Genomic DNA, 23,749 nt, shown 5'->3' on the forward strand with positions numbered 1-23,749 from the left:
GAGCAGGCTCGCTCCTGCAGGGGCAGACCAATACCCTTCGTCGGACATTCGGCTCCGGCAATAAACAGGTTCACGCCCGCCGTGAACCTTGTTTCAAGGCACCAGTCATAGCCCAGCGCTTTTCCCCACTTTCTTCGTTGTCATCTCATCAGAGTTGTCCGTCCATGCGCCAAACAGCCGTTGCCTTGCGCTTTTCTTCGCTGTGCCTGTTTTCCCTGCTCCCCGTTTTTGCAAGCCCCGCCCACGCCGATGGGCAACGGCAACTGGTAGACGCCATCAACGACTATCGCGCCCATCCGCAACGCTGCGACCGGCGGCCGACGCAACGCTTATCCCCCCTGACGCTCAAGTCGAACCTGGCCCTGCCCGTTGGCTATGGCGGTGGGTTGCGGGACCGGTTAAAGGCTTCCGGCTATCAGGCAACCATGGTGCGGTCGATCCGCGTGGTGGGTGCACGGGACGCCGAAGAAGCCTTCGACATGTTCCAGGACGAGCACTGCGCCGCGCTGCTCGACAACCAATACGCCGACATTGGCGTCAGCCGCGCCGGGAGTGAGTGGCAAGTGGTGCTGGCCCGGCCGGTGCTCGACGGGAAAACCGGCGATCCACGCAGCGCCGCACAGGCGTTGCTGGCGCAGGTCAACGCCGCCCGGGCCAAGCCGCGCATGTGCGGTCGCCAGCGGTTCGGCGCCGCGCGGCCGCTGTCCTGGAGTGCAGCCTTGGGCTCCGCAGCACAAAGCCACAGCAAGGATATGGCCTACGGCAACTATTTCGCCCACCAGGACCCCGACGGTGACATGCCCTCCGACCGCGCCAGGGCCGCCGGCTACCGTGGCCGGCAGATCGGTGAAAACATCGCCGCCGGACAAGGTTCCCCCAGCAAGGCCATGGCCGGCTGGCTCGCCAGCCCCGGGCACTGCGCCAACCTGATGAACCCGATGTTCACCCAGGTCGGTGCCGCTTACGCCGCCAACGCCCGCAGCGACAACGGTGTTTACTGGACGATGCTGTTTGGCGCGCCTTGAGCCGCCGGCCAGACCCACCTTACGGGCATTAAAAAGCCCGCACTGGGCGGGCTTCGCGAGTGAATGTAACAAGTAGGTGGCCGGTGCTGGTCTCCGGCTTACAAGGTTTATCAGGCCTCCCACAAAAGAGCCGTGAAACTGTAATGGAACTCTTCTGCTTCACACGGCATAAGGGCTGGATCCCAGCGCGGGGATCTTTCTAACCGTGTACCCTTCGGAACGCGCCCCACGTCTCCTTGCTATCCTTTTGCGCATCAGTCTGCGTCTTCACCTACAGGATTGAGGATAGCAAAACAGAAACGATTGCCAATGGGTCTTTTAGACCGATTTCGACCAGCAGAAAACATGGCAGGACGGAAAAATACTATCGATCCAGGGATGACTTTACATGGATGAGTTTCACCACGGCAGTTGCCTCTGCGGCGCCGTCAAATATCGCTTGTCGACCGAGCTGAAAGCCGTCACCCATTGCCATTGCAGCCATTGCAGCCAATGCCGAAAGGGCCATGGGGCTGCGTTTGCAACCTATGGGAGCGCGCCCGCCTCGGCGCTGACCATCATGACCGGCGCAGATTCGCTGCAGGTGTTTGAATCGTCCAGAGGTGTCACGCGGCAGTTCTGTTCCCGCTGCGGATCTTCACTGTTCTGGACTGACTCGACAGGAGCGTTTTCCGAGTGGGTTTCGGTTGCCCTCGGCACGCTGGATACGCCGCTACGCCCAAACAAGCAAAAACATGTTTGTGTCGGTTCGAAAGCGGATTGGTATGACATCAACGATCAGCATCCACAAACGGACTGAGTGGCTGGAGCGAGCCCCACAGAGTGAGCTGTGTCGTACACATCTTTCGCGTTCGCTGAAGATCCATTGTGGGAGCGAGCCTGCTCGCGATAGCGTCAAATCAGTCAACATCGAAGTTGCCTGACACTCTGCAATCGCGAGCAGGCTCGCTCCCACAAAGGTTGTACCTGGTGACCTGGCAGCAGCGCCTCAGGCAGGCCGACGCACCACCCTCACCTTGCCGCTATCGCCGCCACCGCAGAACAACCGCTCGCCGCCATCGGACTCGAGCCCCGACACGCCCACGCCTTCGGGCATTTTCAGGCTCTGCAGCACTTCGCCCGATTGCGGATCGATGCGGCGCAGCTCGCTTTCATCGCCTTCCCACGTACCGTGCCACAGCGCGCCGTCCACCCAGGTCACGCCAGTGACGAAACGGTTGGATTCGATGGTGCGCAGGATCTTGCCGTTCTCGGGGTCGATCTGGTGGATCTTGCGTTCGCGGTACTGGCCTACCCACAACGTCCCTTCGGCCCAGGTCAGCCCCGAATCGGTGCCTGCGCCGGGGGCAGGAATGGTCGAGAGGATACGACCGGTGCGGGGGTCGATCTTGTGGATGCGGTCTTCGGCGATCTGGAACAGGTGCTCCCCGTCAAACGCGGTGCCGGCATGGGCAGCGACATCGATCGAGCCCAGCACCTTGCCGCTTTCCGGGTCCAGGGCGTTGATTTTGCTGTTGCTTGCGAACCAGACCTTTTCGCCGTCCCAGGTGACGCCGCACACATGGTCGACATCGGCAAACGGGCCATATTCACGAATGATTTCAGCAGTTGCGTGTTTCATCTGGCATTCCTCGATGGGGGTTGGTGGCGTTCATCCTAGCCACCGGGCAGCGGCGCCGGGAGTAACAAGGTCGTCGCGAATCCCGGAACGGGCGGCGTCATCCAGCGTCGCGCGCGACCACGGCCAAACCACTGCACCTTGCCCTGCTCCGCCAATGTATCGAGCGCCCGTTGCACCGTGCGCTGGCTGGTACCCAGCGCCAATGCCAAGGCGGAACTCGACCACGACTCGCCATCGGCGAGGCAGGCCAATACCCAGGCAAATTTTTCCTCGACCGGTTGCGCCAGTGTCACCACCTGCGTACACACCGGCGATTGCAGGGCATAACCGCGTGCCGTTGCGATGACGTCGGCCAACGGCTTGAGTGCTTTACGCAGCCTGCCGATTTCCACCCGAAGCCGCGCGCGATGGGATTCATCCGAGAGTTTCAAACGGAACGCCCGGGTGATCAGCGTTTCCCGCGTAACGTCGGCGGGCCACGCCTCGGCCAATGCGCGGGCGAGTACGAACAGGATCGGCCTTGTAGCGAGCGACACCGACATGCCACAGCCGTGCACAACGTACCGGCAGGCATCCACCACCAGTGACGTTGAACAGAACAACGCTTCAACGTCATCGAGCAACAGCGGCCGTTCTTCACCCTGGGCAAACAGGTGTGCCGCGGGGGCATCGAGCAGACGCACAGCGTGCTCGACCTCAGCCATCAGCGCGGCAATCCCGGTTTGACCGGCAGCCTGACCGACCCTCTTCAACGCCTCCCGCGCTTCGTGCGATTGCAAGCGTCGAATGGCGATCCCCGCCAGCACCAGTTCATGGGTTGCCCGCAAGGCCGGCGGCAATGGTCCGGGGTCGAGTTCGGCCAGTAACTGCTGTGCCTCGTCGAGCTGCCCGATCAACAGCAAACGGCGGATTTGCAGATAGCGCGCATGGGCGGCATTGACCCGGTCACCGTGGTGTTCCAGGGTGACCCGCGCCGTTTCGAGCGCCTTGACCGGCCAGCCGAGCTCCCGCGAAGCCAGGGCGATTTCGGCCTCGGCCACCACACAGCGCGCCCGGGCCAGCACTTCCCTTGGCGCAAAGGCCCGTTGCGCACGCTTGACCAGCGCCCTGGCCCGCACCAGGTCGCCCAGTTGCGCCATGGCGATACCGCGCAGGGCTAGCGCCGGCGCATCGTCGCGCAAGGCCACGCGGTCCAGTGCGCCCAGCGGATTGCCCGCCGCCAGCGCCTGTGCGGCTGCCGCGATCATCGAGTCCATGGAAATCCCGCCACGCTTGTCACTCCCATCATTTGACACCCGGGTTTAGTCTAAATCACGACCTTTCACCAGGAGCGTACAACGATGAACACGCACGCAATCGCGACCCGGGAGCAATGGCTGGCGGCACGTTTGCAACGGCTTGAAGCGGAAAAGGCCCTGTCCCGACGCAGCGATGAGGTGGCCAGATCCCGGATCCGGTGAAACAGTTCGCCGCGACCTGTGGCACCGATGCACCGACCTACACCCGCGACCGGCCAGGGCTGAGCACGTTCGTGTTGGAAGACGGCGAGATCTATCACACCTATTCCACCTACGCACGGGGCCTGGACGGATTGTGGAGCATGTACCAATGGCTCGACCGCGCGCCCAAGGGCCGCAATGAAACGGGACCCTGGTGGCGTCGGCATGATGAGTACCGGTGAGCGCCAGCGGTATCACTGACCGCCGATGAAGACGTCCGCCAGTTTGTCCACCAGCGCCGGCTTGGTCTGCGAGACCCAGCGCCGGGTCGCCCATTCCTGCCATTCCTCGGCACGGTCCAGGGTGTAGCGCGGCACAAAGTCGCCGAGGAACCGGCCCAGGTTGTGCAGCGTGACGTCATGGCCGGCGTTGGACATCTGCTCCAGCAAATCCCTCAGGGCCACTTCGAATTCAGGTGGCCACTGTTCGCCGGCCAACACCTGCTCGACCGTAGAATGTCGATCAAAGCCAAGCGAATTGCACACTGGCATTGGCATATTCCTCCGTAGGCGTTGTGGATGGAGTCAGCCAAAGATGCTGCACAGTTCAATGCTGCACAGCCACTTCACTTGACGAGCCCCGGAATGACGATCGCTTCCCGAGACCAATGAAAGGTGTTCTCCGAGCTCCGTCTGCCCGTGCGAATGTTGTCGGTACACCACCAGCACCGCATCGCCCACGTCGGTATTGATCAGTTCGTTCCAACTGAACAACGCGACATAGCCGTCACTGGCACGCGCCACCACATAGGCGCGCTTCCAGCCTTTGGGGTCATCACTCTTCAACCCGGCCTTGAGGACAATTTCCCGCAGCAACACCCCGCGATAGCCCTTTTTCTGTGCTTTTTGCGCATTGCCCTCGCAGGTATTGCTGGTCAGTCTCACCCAGTCATAACCCGGCATGGCTTGCAGGTCGGCCACGCTCAGGTACAGCGGGTTCTGCACTTGCCCGACCACCTCCAGTGTCTGCTCAGCCACATTGATGACCGGGCGCGACAACAACACGGGTTTGGCGCTGGGGCGAACAAGGCTTTGCACAGTCGAAAAAATGGAACGCATGGCGATGCTCCTCTCGGGGTTGACCAATCACCTGACGGTCCTGGGCTGCCCACCGGCAGCCCAGGACCGTCAGATGCTTAAAGCAGCGGCAGGCTGTAGCTGAGGATCAGGCGGTTTTCATCCAGGTCGCTGCTGGCATTGCCACGCAAGCTGGCGTTACGCCAGGAAATGCCCACGCCCTTGAGTGGACCGCTTTGCAGCGCGTAGTCGATCCGCAGGTCGCGCTCCCACTCTTTGCGGTCACCGGCGGCGGAGTCGATGTTGTCGCCGCTCAAATAAGTGACCACGGTCTTGAGCCCCGGCACGCCAAGCGCCACGAAGTCATACCCGTATTCGGCCAGCCAGGTGCGCTCGCCGGCACTGAGGAACTTGCCGATCTGCCGGTCGGTGATCAGGTACGCAGTGGCGCCGTCGCCCTGGTTGACGAACGGGAACGCGCTGTCGCCGGAGACTTGCTGGTAGCCGGCGCTGAAGGCATGGCCACTCAGGCTGTAGGTGAACAGGGCACTCCAGGTGTTGTTGTCCACCTCACCGGCGTGGGTGTCGCCCGCTTTCCAGAAACCGCTGCTTTTGTAGCCTTGGGCACGTCCGGCCGCGTTGCCGTTCTTGCCATCGGCGCTGCTGTTGAAATAGCGCAAGTCAGTCTTCAGCGCGCCGGGGCCGATGGCCATTGTGTGGATCAGGCCGAGGAAGTGCTGTTGGTAGAAATCTTCGAGACTGCCGTAGTAGTACTGGGCGGTCAGGTCCTTGGTGATCTTGTAGTCGCCGCCGGCGAAGACGAAGGTGTCCGAGTCGGCCAGGGCGGTGCTGGCCGGGGTACCCGCGGGGCGCGTCGCGCCACCGATGCGCAGGTCGATATCGTCGGTGGAACTGCGGGTCTTTGTGCTTTGCAGTTGACCGGCGGTGAGGGTCAGGCCGTCGATTTCGCTTGAGGTGATCTGCCCGCCTTCGAAGGTTTGCGGCAGCAGACGACCGTCGTTGAAGTTGATCACCGGCAGCTTGGGCTGCAGAGTGCCAGGCGTGCTTCGGTCTTGGAAATGCGTACTTTGCCGGTCACGCCGCCTTTGGAATACTCATCGACCGCATGGCCGTCGCTGTCCGTGGGAAACAGCGCCCCCGGCGTGCGGTCGATACCGGCCTTGCCTACGCGACCGCCGCTGTCCAGTTTCAGGCCTGTCATGGCGATAGCGTCCAGGCCAAAACCGACGGTGCCCTGGGTGAATCCGGAGATCACGTTGAGTTGCAGCCCCTGCCCCCACTCCTTGGCCTGGCTGGTGTAGGCGGCATTGCCCACCTTGCCCTGGCTTTCCCGGTTGTCCGAATTGAAATAGAAATTGCGCAGGTTCAGCGAGGCCTTGCTGTCTTCGATAAAACCAGCGGCGATGGCCTGGTGGGTCAAACCACCCAGGGTGATGGCCAGGGCCAGGGGTTGCAGCTTCATTGTGTTTACTCCAGTGCGGGTCTCTTGTTTCTTTTTTTGGGGGGGCGTCCATGGACCTGATTCCCTCGTGACCTGACGTATTCGCCCATCGCTATATATTTTTGTATATAGCGATGGGCGAAATTTACGGCCTGCAAGTCTGCAAGCGCCGTCAGTGCTACGTGATTGAGGCTCGGAAAAAGATCGAAACAGGTCTGGCGGCCTGCATCTTTCTAGAAGCTGACTTTTAAGTCAATAAATTTAACAGGTGAGATTGGTAGTCGAATGGCGCGTTTGATCACGCCTGCTACATGTTTTGGATTCAGTTCCTCAAGCCAATATCCCCGGCAATACACGGCAATGCTTCGGTCTGAATCCAGCCCAACCCCAGCGGGAGAAACTGTGCGTTCAGCCTCGAACAACTGGTCACGGCCTACCGCGAACTGCGCCTGGCCGTGGACGAACAGCGGCGGGTGTAATCACGCCGGCGGAATCGTCGCCAGCATGCCGATCAGGATGGTCAACAGCAGAAAACCGCCGAGAAAAATCGTCATCTTGGCCATGGGGCCTCCCACACTATGAATTGGCGGTACAGGGGCGGCATGTGCCGCCCCAACGGCGTACCGAAGACTTATTGTGGGCTGGCCGCTGTATCCGTTACAGAGGCAGATTGCGCTGAAAAATACGGATCAGATCCACTTTCAGGCTGTGCTTTCGGGGGTTTCCCAGAGAGGAGTTTGCGCGCGATGTCCACAAACGGCGTGACGATCAGCCCCTGCAGCGTCAGGTAACGCTCATGATCCTGCTCACCGGTGCCAAACTGGATGGACTCGGGTGTGGACCGGGTGACGTAGAGCGTGCCGAACATCCAGTCCCACAGTGACAGGTTGATGCCGAAGTTCTTGTTGAAGTGTCGCGGCGCATCGCTGTGATGAATCTGGTGTTGCGCCGGGCTGCTCAGCACCCGCTCCAGCACCGGTCCGAAGGAAAGCCAGACGTGGCTGTGTCGCAGGTTGGCCGCCAGGGCATTGAAGATGAACACCATGTAGGTCACGCCAAACAAGGTATAGCGGCTGATCTCCCCGCCACAGACGTACCAGAAGACACCGGCAAACGCGCCGACGCAGATGATGTCCGTGAGCTTTTCGACCACCTCTTCCAGAAAGTGCACCCGGCTGGCCGTCGCCGGCACCAGCACGGGCGCCGAATGATGGACTTTGTGGAAGGCCCACAGGTACCGCGAATGGAAAGCGCGATGACCCCAGTAATGGCTGAAGTCCTTGACCAGAAATACGCCCAGCCCATAGAGCAGGGTCAGCGCCAGGTGCTCCTCCACTTGCGTACGCGCGCCCCACAGGTTGGTGAAGAACGCGATGTAGTCCGCTGAACGCAAGACGTACGGATCCACCAGACCGACGATGGGCAGCACCAGGGCAACCTTGAGGATGGCGAGTACGAAGTAGTAGCGGTAGTCGAGCAGCGCCGAGCGATGCAGGTACACCCGGCGGCCGCCGATGAACTGCCCGAATGAGCGCGCGTCGGTCAGGCCCCGGGATTTTCGGTAGCGGAACAGGCAGTAAGCGACACCGTAAGACATGCAGAGAAAGGCTAGACCGAGTCTGCCGTTGAAGTCGAAAATGCCCAGGAACTGCCGGGTGACCGGCTCGATCACCCATTGGGATAAATAAAGATGGATTGTGGCAAGAACATCCATACCGGGCTGCCCGACGTAAATGGAAGGGCAATAGTAAATGAGAATGAGTCTTTTGTGTGTTGAATTATGACCGGTTGTCAGCCGCCCAGCGCAATGATTGCAAGGATCAGCACACCCCCGGTGGCGGCCAGGATCACCCCACCCTGCCATTGCGTGGCGCCAGCGTATCTGGCGAGCATCCAGCCTGCGATGAACAGCACCACGAGCCCGATCAGGTTGGACAGGCGGATGGCGAGTGCCGTCTGATCGAGCAGTATGAACGGCACCACCAGCGGAAATGTCGAGCCCACGACCAACAGGAAAACACCGAGAGCGCCCTTGAAGTCGTTCCAGCCGAGGCCGGCCCTGATCGGCAAGGGGGGCTGCTCGAGCAGCCGCCGGCGCAACAACTCCAGGCCCTCGCTGCCGGCTGCCGCCGCGAATTGCAACGGCAACACTTGCGCAACGAGCGCCTGACCGGCAGTGGCGTCCGCGCCATTGCGCAAGGCCATGTACAGTTTGATCCTGCGCGTGCGCTCGACCAGTGCGCGCAACAGGTACATGACCGCATCGGCCAGTCCCCAGGCGAGATTGCAGCCAAGCGCGGCAATCATCATCGTGCGTTCGGCTGCCTGGTCTGCCGTGGCCACGCTGATGGTGCCAGTGAACGTCATGGCCATCAGCAGGCCGAAAATCACTTCGGTAATGCGCTCGACAGGGTCAAGTACAGGCGCCCTCTCGAATCGACCATTGGTTGGCATGAATTCACCTCGTCGGAGTGTGCTTGCACGATATCGGTCGACGCTTCAGCCAGGCACCGGTTGTTCCGGCTGGATACCCGCATCCCCGTCAAGTGTAGATTGAACGGCTACACTCAGGCGCACACGTTATCCGCTTCAAGAGGAGTGGTTCATGCTTGATTACTTCGCCCTGGGCCTGCTGGTCTTTGTCGGGCTTGTCCTGTTTTACGGGATCATTCTGCTCCACGACATCCCCTATGAAATTGCCGTCCACCGCAACCACCCTCACCAGGATGCAATCCACGCCACCGGCTGGGTCAGCCTGTTCACCTTGCACGCGCTGTGGCCGTTCCTGTGGATCTGGGCGATGGCCTATCGAGAGGACCGGGGCTGGGGTTTCAGTGACGGACATTCAGCAAAAAGTCATGTGGTTCACCTCGAACAACAGGTGGCCGAGTTGCAAGGCCGGATCGAACGCCTGGAGGCAGCAACGGGCACGACCCAGAACCGGGTGCCAACGGACAATCTCGGCGAGGGCATTTGAGCCATGGATCTCTTACTCATTCTGACGTATGCCGCTCTGTGCGTAGCCATCTTCAAGATCTTCCGCATCCCCCTGAACAAATGGACGGTGCCCACGGCGGTGCTGGGCGGGATCGTGATTATCGGCGCGCTGATTTTCACGATGAACTACAACCACCCCTACTCCGAGGTGGCGCGTTCCTATTTCGTATCGGTTCCGGTGATTCCCGTGGTCAGCGGCCAGGTGATCGACGTGCCGGTGAAGACCAACCAGCCCCTGGAAAAAGGCGATGTGCTGTTTCGCATCGACCCCGCGCCTTTCGAATACCGGCTCAAATCCCTCAAGGCACAGCTGATTGCCGCCCAGGCCGATCGCGCCCGGATCACCGAGCTGATCAAGCGTAATTTCAGTACCCAACGCGAACTGGACATTGTGGTCGCGCGCAGTGATGACCTGAAGGCACAACTGGACAACGTGCAGTACGAACTCGACAACACCACCGTCCGCGCGCCGAGCAAAGGCTTCGTCACCCACGTTTCGTTGCGTCCGGGCATGATGGCGACCAAGTTGCCGCTGCGCCCTTCGATGGTCTTCATTCCCGCCGAAGGGCATTACTTCGCGGCGTGGATGCGGCAGAACAGCCTGTTGCGCCTGACAGAAGGCGACGAGGCCGAAGTCGCATTTGACGGCATTCCCGGGAAGGTTTTCGAAGGCAAGGTCAAAACCGTCGTTTCGGTCATCGCCGAAGGCCAGGTTCAACCGTCGGGCACGCTGATCGGCTTCACCGGTTCACCACCGGCCGGCAGGGTTCCGGTGATCATTGAAATCACCGATCCCGACTATGCCCAGTACGCCGAGCAGATGCCCGGCGGCGCCTACGGCCAGGCGGCGTTGTACAGCCAGCATTTCCATCACATCGCGATGATGCGCAAGATCCTCCTGCGCATGGCCGCCTGGATGAACTACATCTTTCCGTTCCACTAACCGGCAGCATCGGCAACTGGCTCAATCCTTGAATTGGGTCGGTTGCCGGTTCAGCGAACCGGCCTGATTTCGTAGGCAAAAGGTGGGAGGAAGAAGGCCAGACAGTGGTTCGCACCATTGTGGTGCTGGAAGAATCGACAGGAAGGAGCGAGGCAGCGAGGGTCGGCGCTAAATAATCCAGTACAACAGCAGGCTAGAAGCAATCCAGTGAGACGCCTGGACCACCCCCCATGCCAGCAGGGCGCACATCAACAGGTAGCCCGCAAGGAACTTGTACATCGCGTCCCTTTCCATGCAACCCTCCCGGCTTTACAGCCATACAGGGCGTTCAATGCCAACGCGTAACCAATACGACGTCCGTCTCGCCCGTATAGGCTTCGATTGCCAGAATGGTTTCCAGTTCCACAGGCGTACAAATCGGGAAAAACCTTGGGCAGCGGCGAATGCATGCGCGTGCCCTGCCCGGCCGCGAGAATCACCGCCAGGGTCGGCCAGCCAATGTTGTCATTCATCGTGATCCTCCTGTGTGCATCCCGGCTTCAAGCCGGATCGCGATAGAACACGTCGTCGGCGTAGGGATACCACCAGTCCTGGATCTTCGGCTGGTGGTCGATGATGACCATTTTCGAACGGCGGAACGCTTCCAGCCCCTGACGCCCGAGTTCGCGCCCAAGCCCGGACATCTTCCAGCCACCGAACGGCAGCGCATCGTTGTCGATCAGCGGATTGTTGACCCAGACCATCCCCGCCTCCAGACGCTCGGCGGCTTCCATGGCTTCGGCCAGATCCGTGGAAAACAGCGAGGCACCGAGGCCGAACGGCGAGTCGTTGGCCAACCGCACCGCCTCATCGAAATCGCTGACCCGGCAGATCGCCGCTACCGGGCCAAAGCACTCTTCCTGCAGAATCGCCATGTCGCCGGTCACGCCGGTGAGGATGGTCGGCTCATAGAACCAGCCGACGCTGTGCCCGGGCGGAATCCGCCCGCCACACACCACTGTCGCGCCCTTGGCCACGGCGTCATCGACCAGGCGCATGACCTTGTTGCGCGCTGCCTCGCTGACCATCGGCCCGATCTCCGAGCGCTCAAGGCCATGGCCGATGCGCAATGCGCGAGTGCGCTCGGCGAACTTCGCGACAAATTCGTCATGGATTTCATCGACGACGTAGAAGCGTTCCGCCGAAGTGCAGATCTGCCCGCTGAGGTGAAACGCTGCTGTCACCGCCCCCGCCGCTGCCACGTCCAGCGGTGCATGCCTGGAGATGATCAGCGGATCGCTGCCACCGGCCTCGATCACGCAAGGTTTCATCCGTTCGGCGCAGGCCACGGCCACCGCTTTGCCCGCCGCCACGCTGCCGGTGAACGCCACCGCGTGGGTCTGCGCCGACTGCACCAGCAACTGCGCGGTGACCGCATCGCCCGGCACGCAAGACACCAGCCCCGGCAACAACACGGTGAAATGCTCCATGAACTTGAGGGTGCACAGGGTCGTGGCTTCCGCCGGCTTGATGATGCAGGCATTGCCCGCCGCCAGGGACGCGGCGACCGTCCAGCACATCAGCAGGATCGGAAAGTTGAACGGCATGATGTGCACGCTGACGCCGTACGGCTCGTAACGCACATGCTGGAACGAACCGATCTGCGTGGTGCCGGCGACCTTGCCGGCATCGTCCCGAGCCATCTCCGCGTAGTAGCGAAAGATCGGCGCGCAGTTGGCCAGCTCGCCCATGGCCTCGGGAAACGGCTTGCCCATTTCCAGGGTCATCAGGCGGGCGACTTCACGGTTGCAGGCCAGGTTCTGTTCGATGGCATTGGCCAGTTGATGCAGGCGCGCGGCGCGGCTTTTGGCATCCACTACGCGCCATTGTTTTTGCGCGGCGGTGGCGGCATCGGTGGCGGCTTGCACATCGGCTTCGCCACACACGCCGACTTGCCCGACCGCTTGCAGGGTCGCCGGGTCGAGCACTTCGCGCACACGGCCATCGGTCAGCGGCAGGAATTCAGAATTGATGAAACGCAATGCGGTGTCAGTGTTGAACGTGGCCATGGGATGATCCTTGAACCAATCGATAAGGGGTTTCACGCAATGTCGCCAGGGTCTCGGCGGGCAGTTGATCACGCCAGCCCGGCACGTGCCGGTCGAGCCATTGGCGCAGCGGCGCAAAGGCCTCGGCGTCCAGGGCGCGGACAAACAAACCGAGGGTGCGCGGCAGGTGCGCCAGGTAACCGTGCTTGCCGTCACGGCCGGCCAGGCGCACGAAAATCCCCAGCACCTTGGCGTGACGCTGGGCGGCCAGGCGCCGGTAATCTTCGAGAAAACCCGGCGCATCCAGCTCCGGGCGCTGCAACAGGTAATGGCTGAGCAGTGCTTCCCGCAGCGCCTCGGGCACATCGCGCCGGGCGTCTTCGAGCAGCGACATCAGGTCATAGGCCGCCGCCCCGACCAAGGCGTCCTGGAAATCCAGTAAGCCGCAGGCCGCGACGCCTTCACGGCCTTGCAGCAGCATCAGGTTGTCGACATGAAAGTCGCGCAGCACCAGGGCTTCGCGGCGTTTTGCGACATCGCGACAGGCATCGGCGAACAACGCCAGATACTCATCTCGCACGTTCTGCGCCGCGTCCTTGCCGATCAGCAGCGGCACGTACCAGTCGATAAACAACGCGTACTCGTCCGCCAGTCGCTGCCCGTCGTAAGGCGCCAGTTCCGTGCCTGGCGCTGCGCGATGCAAGGCCACCAGCGTATCGACCGCCAGGTGATACAACGCCGACTCCGAATGCCCGGCCAGCAGCAGCCGGGTATAGGTGTCGTGACCGAAATCCTCGATCAACGCCAGCCCCGCCGCCTCGTCCACCGCCAGCAAGGCGGGCGCAGACAGGCCCAGCCCGTGCAACTGCCGGGCGATCCGCACGAACGGGCCGATCGGCTCACTCTCAGGCGGCGAATCCATCAGCAACAGGCCGGCGCCGTCGAGGCGGAAGTAACGCCGGGTCGAAGCATCCACCGGCAGGGCGACCAGCAAGGCTCCGGCGAACCCGGCGCGGGCCAGAAAGGCGGCGCGCTGGTCTTCACGGGTTGGCAATGACGCCAGTGCATCTGTCATGGCAGTCACCGGATCATGTAGACCTTTCTGATGGTCTCGTGGACGGTGCACACACCCTTCCAGTCCTTGCCGAAGAAGGCGGCGGTGTCCGGCTTGATCTCGATCACTTCGCCGGACTCGTGGACGTAGGTGCAGCGACCTTCGAGAAAGTGGCAGAACTCGTCGCTGGTCACATGGCAGAACCACTTACCCGGGGTGCAGATCCAGATGCCGCATTCGGACTGGCCTTCGGGGCCTTTGTGCAGCACCACGCCGCAGACACGGGATTCACCTTCAAGCATGGTCGGGATCACGCCCCAATCCTTGACGTCGGTAATGCTCAGCGGGTCGTACAGAAACGGGGTAGTCATGTGTTGCTCTCCAAAAAAATCAGTTCAAAAAGGTTCATCACATAACCTGTGGCGAGGGAGCTTGCTCCCGTTGGCCTGCGCAGCAGGCCCCGCTTTTCAGGGCAAGAGCTGGGGGCAGCTTCGCTACCCAGCGGGAGCAAGCTCCCTCGCCACAGGTCCAGTGTCAGGTTCAGGTCCGGTGTCAGGCTCAAGCCAGCATGTACACGTTGCGCAGGGTTTCCCGGACGTGGCATTCGCCGGTCCATCCGGCCGGGAACAGCACCAGGGTGTTGGGGCGCACTTCGATCACTTCGCCGTTGTCGTTACGGTAAGTGGCGTGCCCCGCAATGAAATGGCACAGCTCGTCCCGGGGAATCGACAGCCGCCAGCGACCGGGGGTGCATACCCACAATCCGCTTTCCGGGCTGTTGTTCGGGCCCTTGAAAAGCAAGCGCCCGCTGGAATGCGAGACACCTTCGATGGCGTCGCTCTGCACGCCCCAGTCCACCAGGTCAGTGCGGCTGCTGACGGCATCGAGGTACGGCGTGATACCCGCCGTGGTGGATGAATCAGGCATCGTTGAGCACCTTGTCGAGAATCGCGGCCGCGTCTTGCGGCCCCTTGCGGGATTGCATCTGCGCGCTGGTGCGCTGCAGGCGTTGGCGCATCGCCTCGTCGTTGAGGCACGCGTGGAGTTTTTCCGCGAGCTGTTCTTCGCTCCATTCGTAGCGATCGAGCTTGAAGCCGTGGCCGCTTTCTTCGGCGCGCATGGCGTTGTCGTGACCGTCCCAGACGTAGGACATGACAATCGCCGGTTTGCCGAAAAACAGGCACTCGGTGAAGCTGTTGTTGCCGCCGTGGTGGATCACTGCGTCGACCTGGGCAATCACCGACGGCTGCGGGAACCAGTTGGAAATCTGCACGTTGTCCGGCAGGTTCGTGTACTCATCAAGGTGCTCGCCGACATTGAACAGCGCCCGGTAAGGCAGCTTGCCCACCGCATCGATCAGGCGCTTGAGCAACTCGACATCGCCGGAACCGAGGCTGCCGAAACTGGCGTACAGCAGCGGCTTGTCGTTGTTCGCGCGGAACTGCGGAATCTCGTAGGGCGTGTCGTGGCGCACGCAACCCTGCAGGTAATGGAAGCGCTCGGCGGGCAACGGATGGCGGCGGTCGAACTTGACCGCATCCGGGTACAGCAGCAGGTTCATGAACGGAGAGGCTTCAAAGAAGGTCCCCAGCGGATAGGGCTGCTCGCCATGGGCTTGCAGGAACTGGTTGAAGTCCTCGTGGATCGGCCCGACCACTTCTTCGAAGCGCTGGCGAAACTCTGCGTGACCCGCCTTGTCGTCGATGCTCATGCCCGACAGGTGCGGCGGGATATCCGGGTCTTCGATCTCGTTTTCCGAACAGGAAATGATCCGCACCCACGGCTTGCCGTACTGCTTGATCGCCGGGAACAGGATCACGTTGTCGACGCAGATCAGGTCGGGCTTGACTTTGTCCAGCACCGCCGGCAGGTCCTTTTGCGCCCACTTGGCGGTTTCGACGATGGCCGCCCAGCATTCCTTGACGTAGTTGTCGATCTGCTCCAGCGGTGACCTGCGGAAATTCGGAATGTGGCCGTTGATGAAATCCACCCAGTAACGAGCCATTTCTTCGGCCGGCATCGGCGCCGACATGTTGACCATGTGCTCTTCGAAACCATAACCGGCGTAGACACCGCTCATGCCCGGGTCGGTGAGGAACACCGCTTTGTGCCCCAGGGCTTCACAGGCCTGTGCGATACCGACTGAGTTCAGCGCCGGGCCGTAGGCGGCTTCGGGGAAGAATGCGATCACTTTCTGTTTCATCGAGTGCTGCTCCTGCCTGGTCTTTTTATTGTTCAGCGTGTCAATACGCGGGCATGCCGGGGCTGCCAGCCCAGCCGGATGGTCGTGTCGATTGCAAAATGGGCGAATTCAAACTGCGAGGACGGCACGCGCACGATCAACGGTTTGTCGCTGAGGGGGGTCTGCACGTGCAGATTGGTGTCGAGGCCGTGATAGGCGACTTCGACGATCTTGCCGCTGACCTGATTGGCGCAATCGCCGCCCTGCTCCACCAGTACTTGCAGGCGTTCGGGGCGAACCACCACGGCGACGGATTGGCCGGTCATCAGCGGCGCGTCGGTTTCGACGCTCAGCTCCTGGCCGTTGACCCGCACCGAGTGCTGGCCCGAGCGCACGCCTTCGAGCAGGTTGCTGACGCCGATGAAGTTGGCGACAAAACGGCTGTTGGGGTTTTCGTAGAGTTCGGACGGGCTGCCGCACTGGCAGACCTTGCCGCCATCGAGCACCGCCATGCGGTCGGACATCACCAGGGCTTCTTCCTGGTCGTGGGTGACGATGATGAAGGTGATGCCGCTCTCGTGTTGCAGGCGCTTGAGTTCCAGCTGCATCTTTTCCCGCAGCTTCTTGTCGAGGGCGCCCAAGGGCTCGTCGAGCAGCAACACCCGCGGGCGTTTGACCAGCGCCCGAGCCAATGCCACCCGCTGACGCTGGCCACCGGAAAGCTGATCGGGTTTGCGCTCGGCCAGTTCGCCGAGCTGCGCGGTGCTCAGCACTTCATCGACCCGGCGCCGGATTTCGGACTCAGGCAAGCGCTCCATTTCCAGGCCGTAGGCGATGTTCTTGCGCACGGTCATGTTGGGAAACAGCGCGTAGGACTGGAACATCAGGTTCAGCGGACGCTTGTTGGCCGGCAACGGCGAGATGTCATTGCCGTCCAGGTAGATGCAGCCCCCGCTGGGGGTCTCGAAACCGGCGAGCATGCGCAGCAGCGTGGTCTTGCCGCAGCCGGACGGCCCGAGCAGCGCGAAGAACTCGTTCTCGCGGATGCTCAGCGACACCTCGTTGACCGCCAGACCGTTGCCATAAGACTTGCTGACCTTATCCAGGATCAGTACCGCGGAAGAGTTATTCATGGGTGCGAGGAGCCTTGTTGAGACGCTGCGAAGCCAGCAGCGCGGTGATGCTGACCAGTATCACCAGCGTCGCCAGAGCGTTGATTTCCGGAGTGACGCCGAAGCGGATCATGGCGTAGATCTGCATGGGCAACGTGGTCGAGGCCTGGCCGGAGCCTGAGTTGAAAAAGGCGATGATGAATTCGTCCACCGACAGGGTGAACGAGAGCAAACCGCCCGCCAGCACACCGGGGAAAATCACCGGCAACAGCACCCGGCGCAAGGTGGTGAACCAACTCGCACCGAGGTCGATCGAGGCTTCGAGGATCGAATAGTCGAAGTGCTTGAGCCGCGTGCGCACCACCGCGCAGACGAAGGCGATGTTGAATACTGCGTGGCTGATGATGATCGAGTGCAGCCCCAGGCCGACCTTGAGCAGGTTGAAGAAGCTCAGCAGCGCAATCGCCAGCACGATGTCGGGGATGATCATCGGTGCCATCAGCAAGGTGTCGACCACCTGGCCTTTGTCGTTGCCCTTGCGGCGCAACTCGATGCCCAACGCCAGGAACGTGCCGAGCACGCAGGCAATCAAGGTCGCCGACAAGGCAACGATCAGAGTGTTGAGCGCCGCCGACAGAATCGCCGTGTTGTGCGCCAGTGCCGCGTACCATTTCAGCGATACGCCGCCCCAGGCGGTGGGCAATCCGGATTTGTTGAACGACAGCAGGATCAATACCAGGATCGGTATATAAAGGAAGGCGTACACCAGCCCCAGGTGCGAGCCCAGCACGGTGCCGCTGACAGAACGAGACTGACTCATGAGCGCGCCCCTTCTGCACGACGGGCCACCAGGGCCTGGATGAACAGCAGGATCAACATGATCGCGATCAGGAAGAAGCTCAGCGCCGCACCGAACGGCCAGTCCCGCGCCGTGAGGAACTGCGAATAGATCAGGTTGCCGACCATCTGCACCTGCTTGCCGCCCAGCAGGTCGGCAGTGATGAAGTTGCCGATGCTCAGCACGAATACAAACACCGCGCCCGCCGCGATACCCGGCACGCTCAGCGGCAGGATGATCCGGCGAAAGGTCATCCAGCCTGAGGCGCCGAGGTCTTTCGAGGCATCCCACAATTCGTTGTTGATCCGCGACAGCGAGGAGAAAATCGCCAGGATCACAAAGGGTATGTAGTTGTAGACCAGCCCCAGCACCACGGACGATTCGGTGTACAGCAGGCTGATGGGTTCGCCGCTGTAGCCGAGCATTTGCAGCAGGCGGTTGATCAGGCCTTCGCGGTTGAGCAGGACGATCCAGGCGTAGGTGCGGATCAGGTAGTTGCTCCAGAACGGCAGCATCACCAGGAACAGATACACCGCCTGACGCCGCCGTGGCGCCCGGGCAATCGCATAGGCCGCCGGGTAGCCGATCAACACCGCAAACACCGTGGCCAGCCCGGCGATTTTCGCCGACTTGAGCAGGATGCCCAGGTACAGCGGATCGAACGCACGCTGGTAGTTTTCCCAGGTGAACAACCAGTCGATGCCGCCATAGGCGCCGCGTTCAACGAAGCTGTAGACCAGCACCAGCACGCACGGAATCACCAGAAACATCAGCAGCCAGCCGAAGCCGGGCGCAAGAAGCCAGGCCGACAGACGCCTGTCAGCATGCAAAGCACTCATTACCCATATCCTCCCGCCTCAGGACAGAGGCGGCTTGCGAGCGTGGCGAGGCATGCCGGGCATGCCTCGGATCGACGTGGCGTTAGTTCTGCGCCGCCATGATTTCGGTGACGGCGCGGGTGTAGGCCTTTTGCGTGGTGCCGCCCAGGTCGCGCAATTGCTCCATCTTCACCAGCTCGCTCGGCGTCATGGTCAAATTGGGGTATTGCTTGAGCAGGTCCGCGGACAACCCGGCCATTGCCGCCTGGTTGGGGACTTTGTAGAGGATGTTTTCAGCGACCCAGGCGTGGTTTTCCTTGGCCAGCATGAAGTTGATGAACTTGAAGGCTTCGTCTTGGTGCTTGGAGCTCTTGAGCACCACCATGGTGTCCACCCACAGGTCGGAACCTTCCTTGGGCACCACGAACTTGATCGCCGCGTTGGCCTGGGTGCCGTAGTTACACCAGCCGTCCCAGGCGTGGGCCATCAGCGATTCGCCGGAGGCCAGCTTGGAGTAGAAGGTGGTGTCGTCGAAGGAAAGGATGCGTTTCTTGGTGGCGATCAGTTGATCGCGAACCGCGGCGATTTGCGCGGGGTCGCTGTCGTTGACCGACCAGCCCTTGGCGAGGAAACCGGCGCCGAGCATCCAGCGGTCGGTGGCGAGCATCGTCACCTTGCCCTTGAGGGCATCGCTCGGGTTGAGCAGCTCGTTCCAGCTCTGTGGCGCCGGCGTCACCTTGTCGGAGCGATAGCAGATGCCGGTGGTGCCCCAGGTGTAAGGCACGGAGAACCGGTTGCCCTGGTCATATTCCAGATGCGTGGCTTCGGGGTAGAGGTTTTTCAGGTTGGGGACCTTGACCGGATCGATGTCCGCCAGCAGCCCCTGTTTGTGCAGGACTTCGGCGAAGGGCGAGGAGACGAACACCACGTCGTACCCTTCACCACCGGACGCCATCAGCTTGCCCATGATTTCTTCATTGGTGGCGTGCAGCGCCTTGTCGACGTCCACACCGCTGGCAGCCTTGAACTTCTCCAGCGCATCCGGGGCCATGTAGCCGTCCCAGATGGAAATCACCATGTCTTTCGCACTTGCAGCCTGTGAAGCGATTGCCAGGGAAACGGCCAATCCCACGCACAGAAGATCATTCAGCTTGCTCATAAATACTCACCCGACGATTGTTTATTGTTGTGTTCGAAGGCAGTACGGCAAAACGAAAAACGATTACTGGTGTTTTTTTTTAGAAATTAGGACCAGTATCAAAAGATGTCAACGCATTTTTTCCAGCCTGACGATTGGCCAGCGCATGACATAAGATGGGCAACTGAGTCCGACAGCGGATCACAACGAGAAAAGACGCTTGAGCACGACAGCCGAAAAAAAACCGCGCACCAATCACCTGGAACTGGCCCGGCGCATCCTCGAGCACACCCAGGAAAGCGGCCTGGTGGCCGGCGACCCGGTGGCCGAACAGGCCCTGGCCCGGACCTTCCAGGTCTCGCGCACGCTGATTCGCGGCGCGCTGAAAGTGCTGCTGGAAGAAAACCTGCTGAGCCACGAAGCCGGCAAGGGTTACCGATTGCTGGCCTCACCGGCGGGCCAGGCCTTCAACGCTGCCTTGCCGCAAGCCGAGGAAGAAGAACTGGCCGCCTCGGTACTGCGCGACCGCATGGCCGGGCGTTTGGGCGACAGCATCAGCATCAGCGAGCTGATGCGCCGCTACGACATCGGCCGGCCGGCGGCACAAAAGGTCCTGCAGCAATTGAGCGAAAGCCAGGCCATCGAGCGCGGCCCCGGCCAGTCCTGGCTGTTTCGCCCATCGCTGAACAGCCTGGCCGCCCTCGAAGAAAGCCTGAAGTTCCGCCTGATCCTCGAGCCCGAAGCCCTGCTCAGCCCCAGCTTCAACGCCGACCCGCAACGCCTGGCGCTGTTGCGCAGCGCCACGCAAAGCCTGCTCGCGCGCCCCGTGGAAGACTTCGACATCCAACAGTTTCGCGAACTGGACATCAGCTTCCACGAACTGCTGGCCCAGAGCTGCGGCAACCGCTTCATCAGCGATGCCCTGCTCCAGCACCAGGGCCTGCGGCGCCTGCCGAACCTGCTGCCCTCGGTGAGCGTGCACCGCCTGCAGGAAGCACTGCGCGAACACCTGCAAATCATCGCGCAGATCGAACGCGGGCAGATGGAGATCGCCGCCGACCTGCTGCGCCTGCACCTGCGCCTGAGTGCCGCGCAACGCCCGCAGACCGCCAACCGTGGCATCCCGCAAAGCCATCTGTTCGGGCGTCGCTAAACAGCCCGCAAAAACATGGTGATTTTTTTCTGAAAATAAGACAGCATCCAAAACACCTTCAGGAGCGGCGGGGCTGACCCGCCATGGACAGTCCCTCGCCATGCAAAAACAAAAACTGATCGCCCTGTTTCCGGAAGCCAGTTTCGGCGCGGCCTTGAACTGCATTGGTATCGCTCAGTCGCTGCGTGAGCTGGGCGCCAAACCGGTGTTCATCTGCCATGAACATTTCCAGGGGCTGTTCGCCGAATACGGTTTCGACGAGTACCCGATTCCGCAGGTGAGCCCGTTGTCGGCGGCGGAACACCAGCACTACTGGGAACGCTTCATCGAGCGCAGCATTCCCTACTTCGATCAGACCCCGCTGGCACAGATCGACAGCTACGTGGCGCCGGCCTGGGAAGCCATCATCGACACCGCCATCGAAGCGGAAAAACCCTTGCAGCAGTTGCTCGGTCGCCTCAAGCCCGACGTGATCGTGCTCGACAACGTGGTGATGTTCCCGGCCATCGCCAATGCCGGCTGCCCGTGGGTGCGGGTGGTGTCCTGCGCGGAAACCGAACTGCCGGACGCCGCTGTTCCGCCGTACCTGTCCGGATGCCTGGCCAGTGACACCCAGGCCTGCGAGCGATATTCCGAGCAGTACCTGAAGGCTGTCGCACCGGCCCATGAACGCTTTTCACTATTTCTCCTCGGCAACAATACGGCGCCGTGCCCAGCGGGGCAGTTCCTCACCGACTCGCCATGGCTGAACCTGCTGTTGTCACCGACGCCAGTACGCTATGAGCGCCAGCAACCGCTGGACCCGCAGTGCTACGTGTACCTCGACGGTTGCGTACGCCGCGAAGCGCCGTACATCGTCCCGGACTTTCCACGGCACAACGACGCGCCGCTGATCTACCTCAGCTTCGGCAGCCTCGGCGCCGCCGACACCGGGATGATGAAGCGCCTGATCAGCACAATCGAAACCTTGCCGTACCGCTTCCTGGTCAACGTCGGCGCCTACCGCGACATGTACACCACCGTGCCGGACAACGTGTACCTCGACAGCTGGTTTGCCCAGCCGGCGGTACTCAAGGAATGCCAGTTGTTCATCCACCACGGTGGCAACAACAGCTTCTGCGAGGCGCTGTACTTCGGCCTGCCGTCGCTGATCATTCCCTATTGCTGGGACGGCCACGACAACGCCGCCCGCGCCGAGGAAGTCGGCGTCGGCCGCTACCTGCCACGCTTTGCCGACCCCCTGGCCGCCCTGCCCGCCGCCCTCGAACAACTGCTGGCCGACCAAGCGATGAAACAACGCCTCAAGTCGTTCAGCGAGCGCATGCAGGCGACCCGCGGCACCGAGATTGCCGCGCGGGCAATTCTTGCGCTTCCAGACCTCTAGCCATAACAACAAAAAACCGTCGGACAACCGAACGCAATCGTCGCTGCCCGACACACCGCCGGAGTTTCAGCATGAATGCCCCACCGCGTCTCGATGCGCTCGACCACGTCCTGCCCCATCCCTTCTGGCAGGACACCGTCATGCCGCCCCCCGCTGCACCTTCCGTAGCCGGAACGGTGCAGTGCGACCTGGCCGTGGTCGGCGGCGGATTCACCGGATTGTGGACGGCACTGCTGGCACGCCAGCGCAACCCGGGCATGAGCATCGCGATCATCGAGGCACGCCGTTGTGGTGGCGAAGCCAGCGGACGCAATGGCGGTTTCTGCGCACCGAGCATTTCCCATGGTGTGTCCAATGCACTCAAGCGCTGGCCGGATGAAGCAGATCAACTGATCCGCCTCGGCCGGCAGAACCTCGATGAGCTGGCCGCCGACCTCGATCGCTTCGGCATGCAGGTCGAGTTCGAACGCCAGGGCAAACTCAACGTCGCGGCCCGACCGTGGCAGGTCGACGGCTTGCGCTCAATGCAACGCAACTACGCGCACTTCGGCATTGACTGCGAATGGCTGGAAGGTCGCGAATTGGCGCAGAAACTTGACTCACCTGCCTATGCGGCCGGCCTGTTCGAACCCAACTACGCCCTGCTCAACCCGGCGAAAATGGCCGCCGAACTGCGCCGCGTTTGCCTTGAACAAGGGATTCAGTTGTTCGAAAACAGTCCGGTGCTGCAACTGAGCGCAGACAAAGACAACCTGCGTCTGCGTACGGAAAGCGGCGAAGTGACCGCTGGCAAAATCGCCCTCGCCACCAACATCGCCCCGCCATTGCTCGGCCATCTGGCATCGAGCGTGATCCCGGTCTACGACTACAGCCTGGTCAGCGAACCCTTGAGCGCCGTGCAGTTGCAGGCCATCGGCTGGACCGGGCGCTACGGCATCGCCGACGCCGGCAATCAGTTCCACTACCTGCGCAAGACCGCCGATAACCGCATTCTCTGGGCCGGTTATGACGCCATCTACCATTTCGGCGGGCGCCGCGACGAAGCCCTGACCCAGCGCCCGCAAAGCTTCCAGCGCCTGGCCGAACAGTTTCAACAGACTTTCCCGGCGCTGCGTGATGTGCGCTTCAGCCATGCCTGGGGCGGCATCATCGACACCTCCGCGCGCACCACGATGTTCACCGGTTGCGAACACCAGGGTCGCGTCGCCTATGCCTTGGGCTTCACCGGGCAAGGGGTGTCCGCCAGCCGCTTCGCCGCGCTGAACATGCTGGACCTGCTGGCCGGCGAGCGCACCGAACGCACCGAACTGCTGATGATTTCCAAGGCGCCGTTCCGCTTTCCGCCCGAACCCTTGCGTTATGTCGGCGTGAAACTGGCCCAGCGTTCTTTGGCGCGAGAGGACCGCGACGGTCACCGCGACCTGCTGCTCAAGACCTTCGATGCCTTTGGCATCGGTTTCGATTCCTGATCCGGAGACCA

Annotated in this window: 23 protein-coding genes and 3 pseudogenes; 10 read left to right on the forward strand and 16 right to left on the reverse strand. The window is 61.7% G+C overall.

The window, feature by feature from the left end:
• The first annotated feature begins 164 nt into the window (after window positions 1-164).
• Window positions 165-1,025, forward strand: coding sequence for a CAP domain-containing protein (locus tag AC3IX1_RS16340; RefSeq protein WP_489384960.1), 861 nt, complete (start codon window positions 165-167; stop codon window positions 1,023-1,025).
• A 388-nt stretch (window positions 1,026-1,413) separates the two neighbouring features.
• Complete coding sequence (locus AC3IX1_RS16345; protein ID WP_489384961.1) at window positions 1,414-1,824, forward strand: GFA family protein; 411 nt, start codon at window positions 1,414-1,416, stop codon at window positions 1,822-1,824.
• 189 nt (window positions 1,825-2,013) lie between these two features.
• On the opposite strand, the gene AC3IX1_RS16350 is transcribed toward AC3IX1_RS16345, so the two are convergent.
• Window positions 2,014-2,646, reverse strand: coding sequence for a Vgb family protein (locus tag AC3IX1_RS16350; RefSeq protein WP_489384962.1), 633 nt, complete (start codon window positions 2,644-2,646; stop codon window positions 2,014-2,016).
• A gap of 35 nt (window positions 2,647-2,681) precedes the next feature.
• Entirely contained in the window at window positions 2,682-3,902 is a 1,221-nt protein-coding gene (locus AC3IX1_RS16355; protein ID WP_489384963.1) for a helix-turn-helix domain-containing protein, read from the reverse strand.
• A gap of 84 nt (window positions 3,903-3,986) precedes the next feature.
• On the opposite strand from AC3IX1_RS16355, the gene AC3IX1_RS16360 reads away from it, so the two are divergent.
• Both AC3IX1_RS16360 and AC3IX1_RS16365 read left to right on the forward strand, forming a co-directional pair.
• A complete protein-coding gene (locus AC3IX1_RS16360) occupies window positions 3,987-4,106 on the forward strand; it encodes a DUF899 family protein (protein ID WP_489384964.1) in 120 nt (39 codons plus the stop codon).
• Between the two features lie 2 nt (window positions 4,107-4,108).
• Window positions 4,109-4,327, forward strand: a pseudogene (locus AC3IX1_RS16365) (DUF899 family protein); the annotation flags it as partial.
• Between the two features lie 12 nt (window positions 4,328-4,339).
• Here AC3IX1_RS16365 and AC3IX1_RS16370 read toward each other — a convergent pair.
• The 3 genes and pseudogenes from AC3IX1_RS16370 to AC3IX1_RS16380 form a co-directional block, all read right to left on the reverse strand.
• Window positions 4,340-4,636, reverse strand: a complete 297-nt coding sequence (locus AC3IX1_RS16370; protein WP_489384965.1) for a hypothetical protein — start codon at window positions 4,634-4,636, stop codon at window positions 4,340-4,342.
• Between the two features lie 33 nt (window positions 4,637-4,669).
• Complete coding sequence (locus AC3IX1_RS16375; protein WP_489384966.1) at window positions 4,670-5,203, reverse strand: molybdopterin-dependent oxidoreductase; 534 nt, start codon at window positions 5,201-5,203, stop codon at window positions 4,670-4,672.
• Window positions 5,204-5,280: 77 nt separating this feature from the next.
• Window positions 5,281-6,644, reverse strand: a pseudogene (locus AC3IX1_RS16380) (OprD family porin).
• A 335-nt stretch (window positions 6,645-6,979) separates the two neighbouring features.
• Here AC3IX1_RS16380 and AC3IX1_RS16385 point away from each other — a divergent pair.
• Window positions 6,980-7,102 (forward strand): annotated as a pseudogene (locus tag AC3IX1_RS16385) (G/U mismatch-specific DNA glycosylase); the annotation flags it as partial.
• A gap of 152 nt (window positions 7,103-7,254) precedes the next feature.
• Here the strand turns inward: AC3IX1_RS16385 and AC3IX1_RS16390 are convergent.
• On the reverse strand, window positions 7,255-8,337 hold the full coding sequence (locus AC3IX1_RS16390) for a sterol desaturase family protein (RefSeq protein ID WP_489384967.1): 1,083 nt from the start codon (window positions 8,335-8,337) through the stop codon (window positions 7,255-7,257).
• Window positions 8,338-8,414: 77 nt separating this feature from the next.
• Window positions 8,415-9,077 carry a hypothetical protein gene (locus AC3IX1_RS16395; protein ID WP_489384968.1) on the reverse strand — a complete coding sequence of 221 codons (663 nt, stop codon included), beginning with the start codon at window positions 9,075-9,077 and terminating at the stop codon, window positions 8,415-8,417.
• Between the two features lie 151 nt (window positions 9,078-9,228).
• Between AC3IX1_RS16395 and AC3IX1_RS16400 the strand changes: the two genes are divergently transcribed.
• Together AC3IX1_RS16400 and AC3IX1_RS16405 are read left to right on the forward strand one after the other, a co-directional pair.
• Entirely contained in the window at window positions 9,229-9,600 is a 372-nt protein-coding gene (locus tag AC3IX1_RS16400) for a DUF3302 domain-containing protein (RefSeq protein ID WP_150725365.1), read from the forward strand.
• A 3-nt stretch (window positions 9,601-9,603) separates the two neighbouring features.
• Window positions 9,604-10,563, forward strand: coding sequence for an HlyD family secretion protein (locus AC3IX1_RS16405; RefSeq protein ID WP_489384969.1), 960 nt, complete (start codon window positions 9,604-9,606; stop codon window positions 10,561-10,563).
• Window positions 10,564-11,102: 539 nt separating this feature from the next.
• On the opposite strand, the gene AC3IX1_RS16410 is transcribed toward AC3IX1_RS16405, so the two are convergent.
• The 9 genes from AC3IX1_RS16410 to AC3IX1_RS16450 all read right to left on the reverse strand — a co-directional run bounded on the left by AC3IX1_RS16410 (window position 11,103) and on the right by AC3IX1_RS16450 (window position 19,753).
• Window positions 11,103-12,611, reverse strand: coding sequence for an aldehyde dehydrogenase family protein (locus AC3IX1_RS16410; protein WP_489384970.1), 1,509 nt, complete (start codon window positions 12,609-12,611; stop codon window positions 11,103-11,105).
• Entirely contained in the window at window positions 12,592-13,665 is a 1,074-nt protein-coding gene (locus AC3IX1_RS16415; RefSeq protein ID WP_489384971.1) for an aminoglycoside phosphotransferase family protein, read from the reverse strand. Before AC3IX1_RS16415 ends, AC3IX1_RS16410 begins: the two co-directional genes overlap by 20 nt.
• A gap of 5 nt (window positions 13,666-13,670) precedes the next feature.
• Window positions 13,671-14,015, reverse strand: coding sequence for a cupin domain-containing protein (locus AC3IX1_RS16420; RefSeq protein WP_489384972.1), 345 nt, complete (start codon window positions 14,013-14,015; stop codon window positions 13,671-13,673).
• A 187-nt stretch (window positions 14,016-14,202) separates the two neighbouring features.
• On the reverse strand, window positions 14,203-14,571 hold the full coding sequence (locus AC3IX1_RS16425) for a cupin domain-containing protein (RefSeq protein ID WP_489384973.1): 369 nt from the start codon (window positions 14,569-14,571) through the stop codon (window positions 14,203-14,205).
• Window positions 14,564-15,847 carry a nucleotide disphospho-sugar-binding domain-containing protein gene (locus tag AC3IX1_RS16430; protein ID WP_489384974.1) on the reverse strand — a complete coding sequence of 428 codons (1,284 nt, stop codon included), beginning with the start codon at window positions 15,845-15,847 and terminating at the stop codon, window positions 14,564-14,566. The genes AC3IX1_RS16425 and AC3IX1_RS16430 overlap by 8 nt, the downstream gene beginning before the upstream one ends.
• A 32-nt stretch (window positions 15,848-15,879) precedes the next feature.
• Complete coding sequence (locus AC3IX1_RS16435; protein WP_489384975.1) at window positions 15,880-16,959, reverse strand: ABC transporter ATP-binding protein; 1,080 nt, start codon at window positions 16,957-16,959, stop codon at window positions 15,880-15,882.
• Window positions 16,952-17,758 (reverse strand): ABC transporter permease, encoded by an 807-nt coding sequence (locus tag AC3IX1_RS16440; protein WP_489384976.1) that lies wholly within the window; start codon window positions 17,756-17,758, stop codon window positions 16,952-16,954. Before AC3IX1_RS16440 ends, AC3IX1_RS16435 begins: the two co-directional genes overlap by 8 nt.
• Window positions 17,755-18,615, reverse strand: a complete 861-nt coding sequence (locus AC3IX1_RS16445) for an ABC transporter permease (RefSeq protein ID WP_489384977.1) — start codon at window positions 18,613-18,615, stop codon at window positions 17,755-17,757. The genes AC3IX1_RS16440 and AC3IX1_RS16445 overlap by 4 nt, the downstream gene beginning before the upstream one ends.
• Window positions 18,616-18,697: 82 nt before the next feature.
• Window positions 18,698-19,753, reverse strand: a complete 1,056-nt coding sequence (locus tag AC3IX1_RS16450) for a polyamine ABC transporter substrate-binding protein (protein ID WP_353741056.1) — start codon at window positions 19,751-19,753, stop codon at window positions 18,698-18,700.
• A gap of 199 nt (window positions 19,754-19,952) precedes the next feature.
• Here AC3IX1_RS16450 and AC3IX1_RS16455 point away from each other — a divergent pair, with 199 nt between their 5' ends.
• The 3 genes from AC3IX1_RS16455 to AC3IX1_RS16465 all read left to right on the forward strand — a co-directional run bounded on the left by AC3IX1_RS16455 (window position 19,953) and on the right by AC3IX1_RS16465 (window position 23,738).
• Complete coding sequence (locus AC3IX1_RS16455; protein ID WP_489384978.1) at window positions 19,953-20,885, forward strand: GntR family transcriptional regulator; 933 nt, start codon at window positions 19,953-19,955, stop codon at window positions 20,883-20,885.
• 100 nt (window positions 20,886-20,985) lie between these two features.
• Window positions 20,986-22,269 carry a nucleotide disphospho-sugar-binding domain-containing protein gene (locus AC3IX1_RS16460; RefSeq protein ID WP_489384979.1) on the forward strand — a complete coding sequence of 428 codons (1,284 nt, stop codon included), beginning with the start codon at window positions 20,986-20,988 and terminating at the stop codon, window positions 22,267-22,269.
• 71 nt (window positions 22,270-22,340) lie between these two features.
• Window positions 22,341-23,738, forward strand: a complete 1,398-nt coding sequence (locus tag AC3IX1_RS16465) for an NAD(P)/FAD-dependent oxidoreductase (protein ID WP_489384980.1) — start codon at window positions 22,341-22,343, stop codon at window positions 23,736-23,738.
• Window positions 23,739-23,749 lie beyond the last annotated feature (11 nt).

The organism is Pseudomonas sp. KH_046_2 (assembly GCF_057838985.1).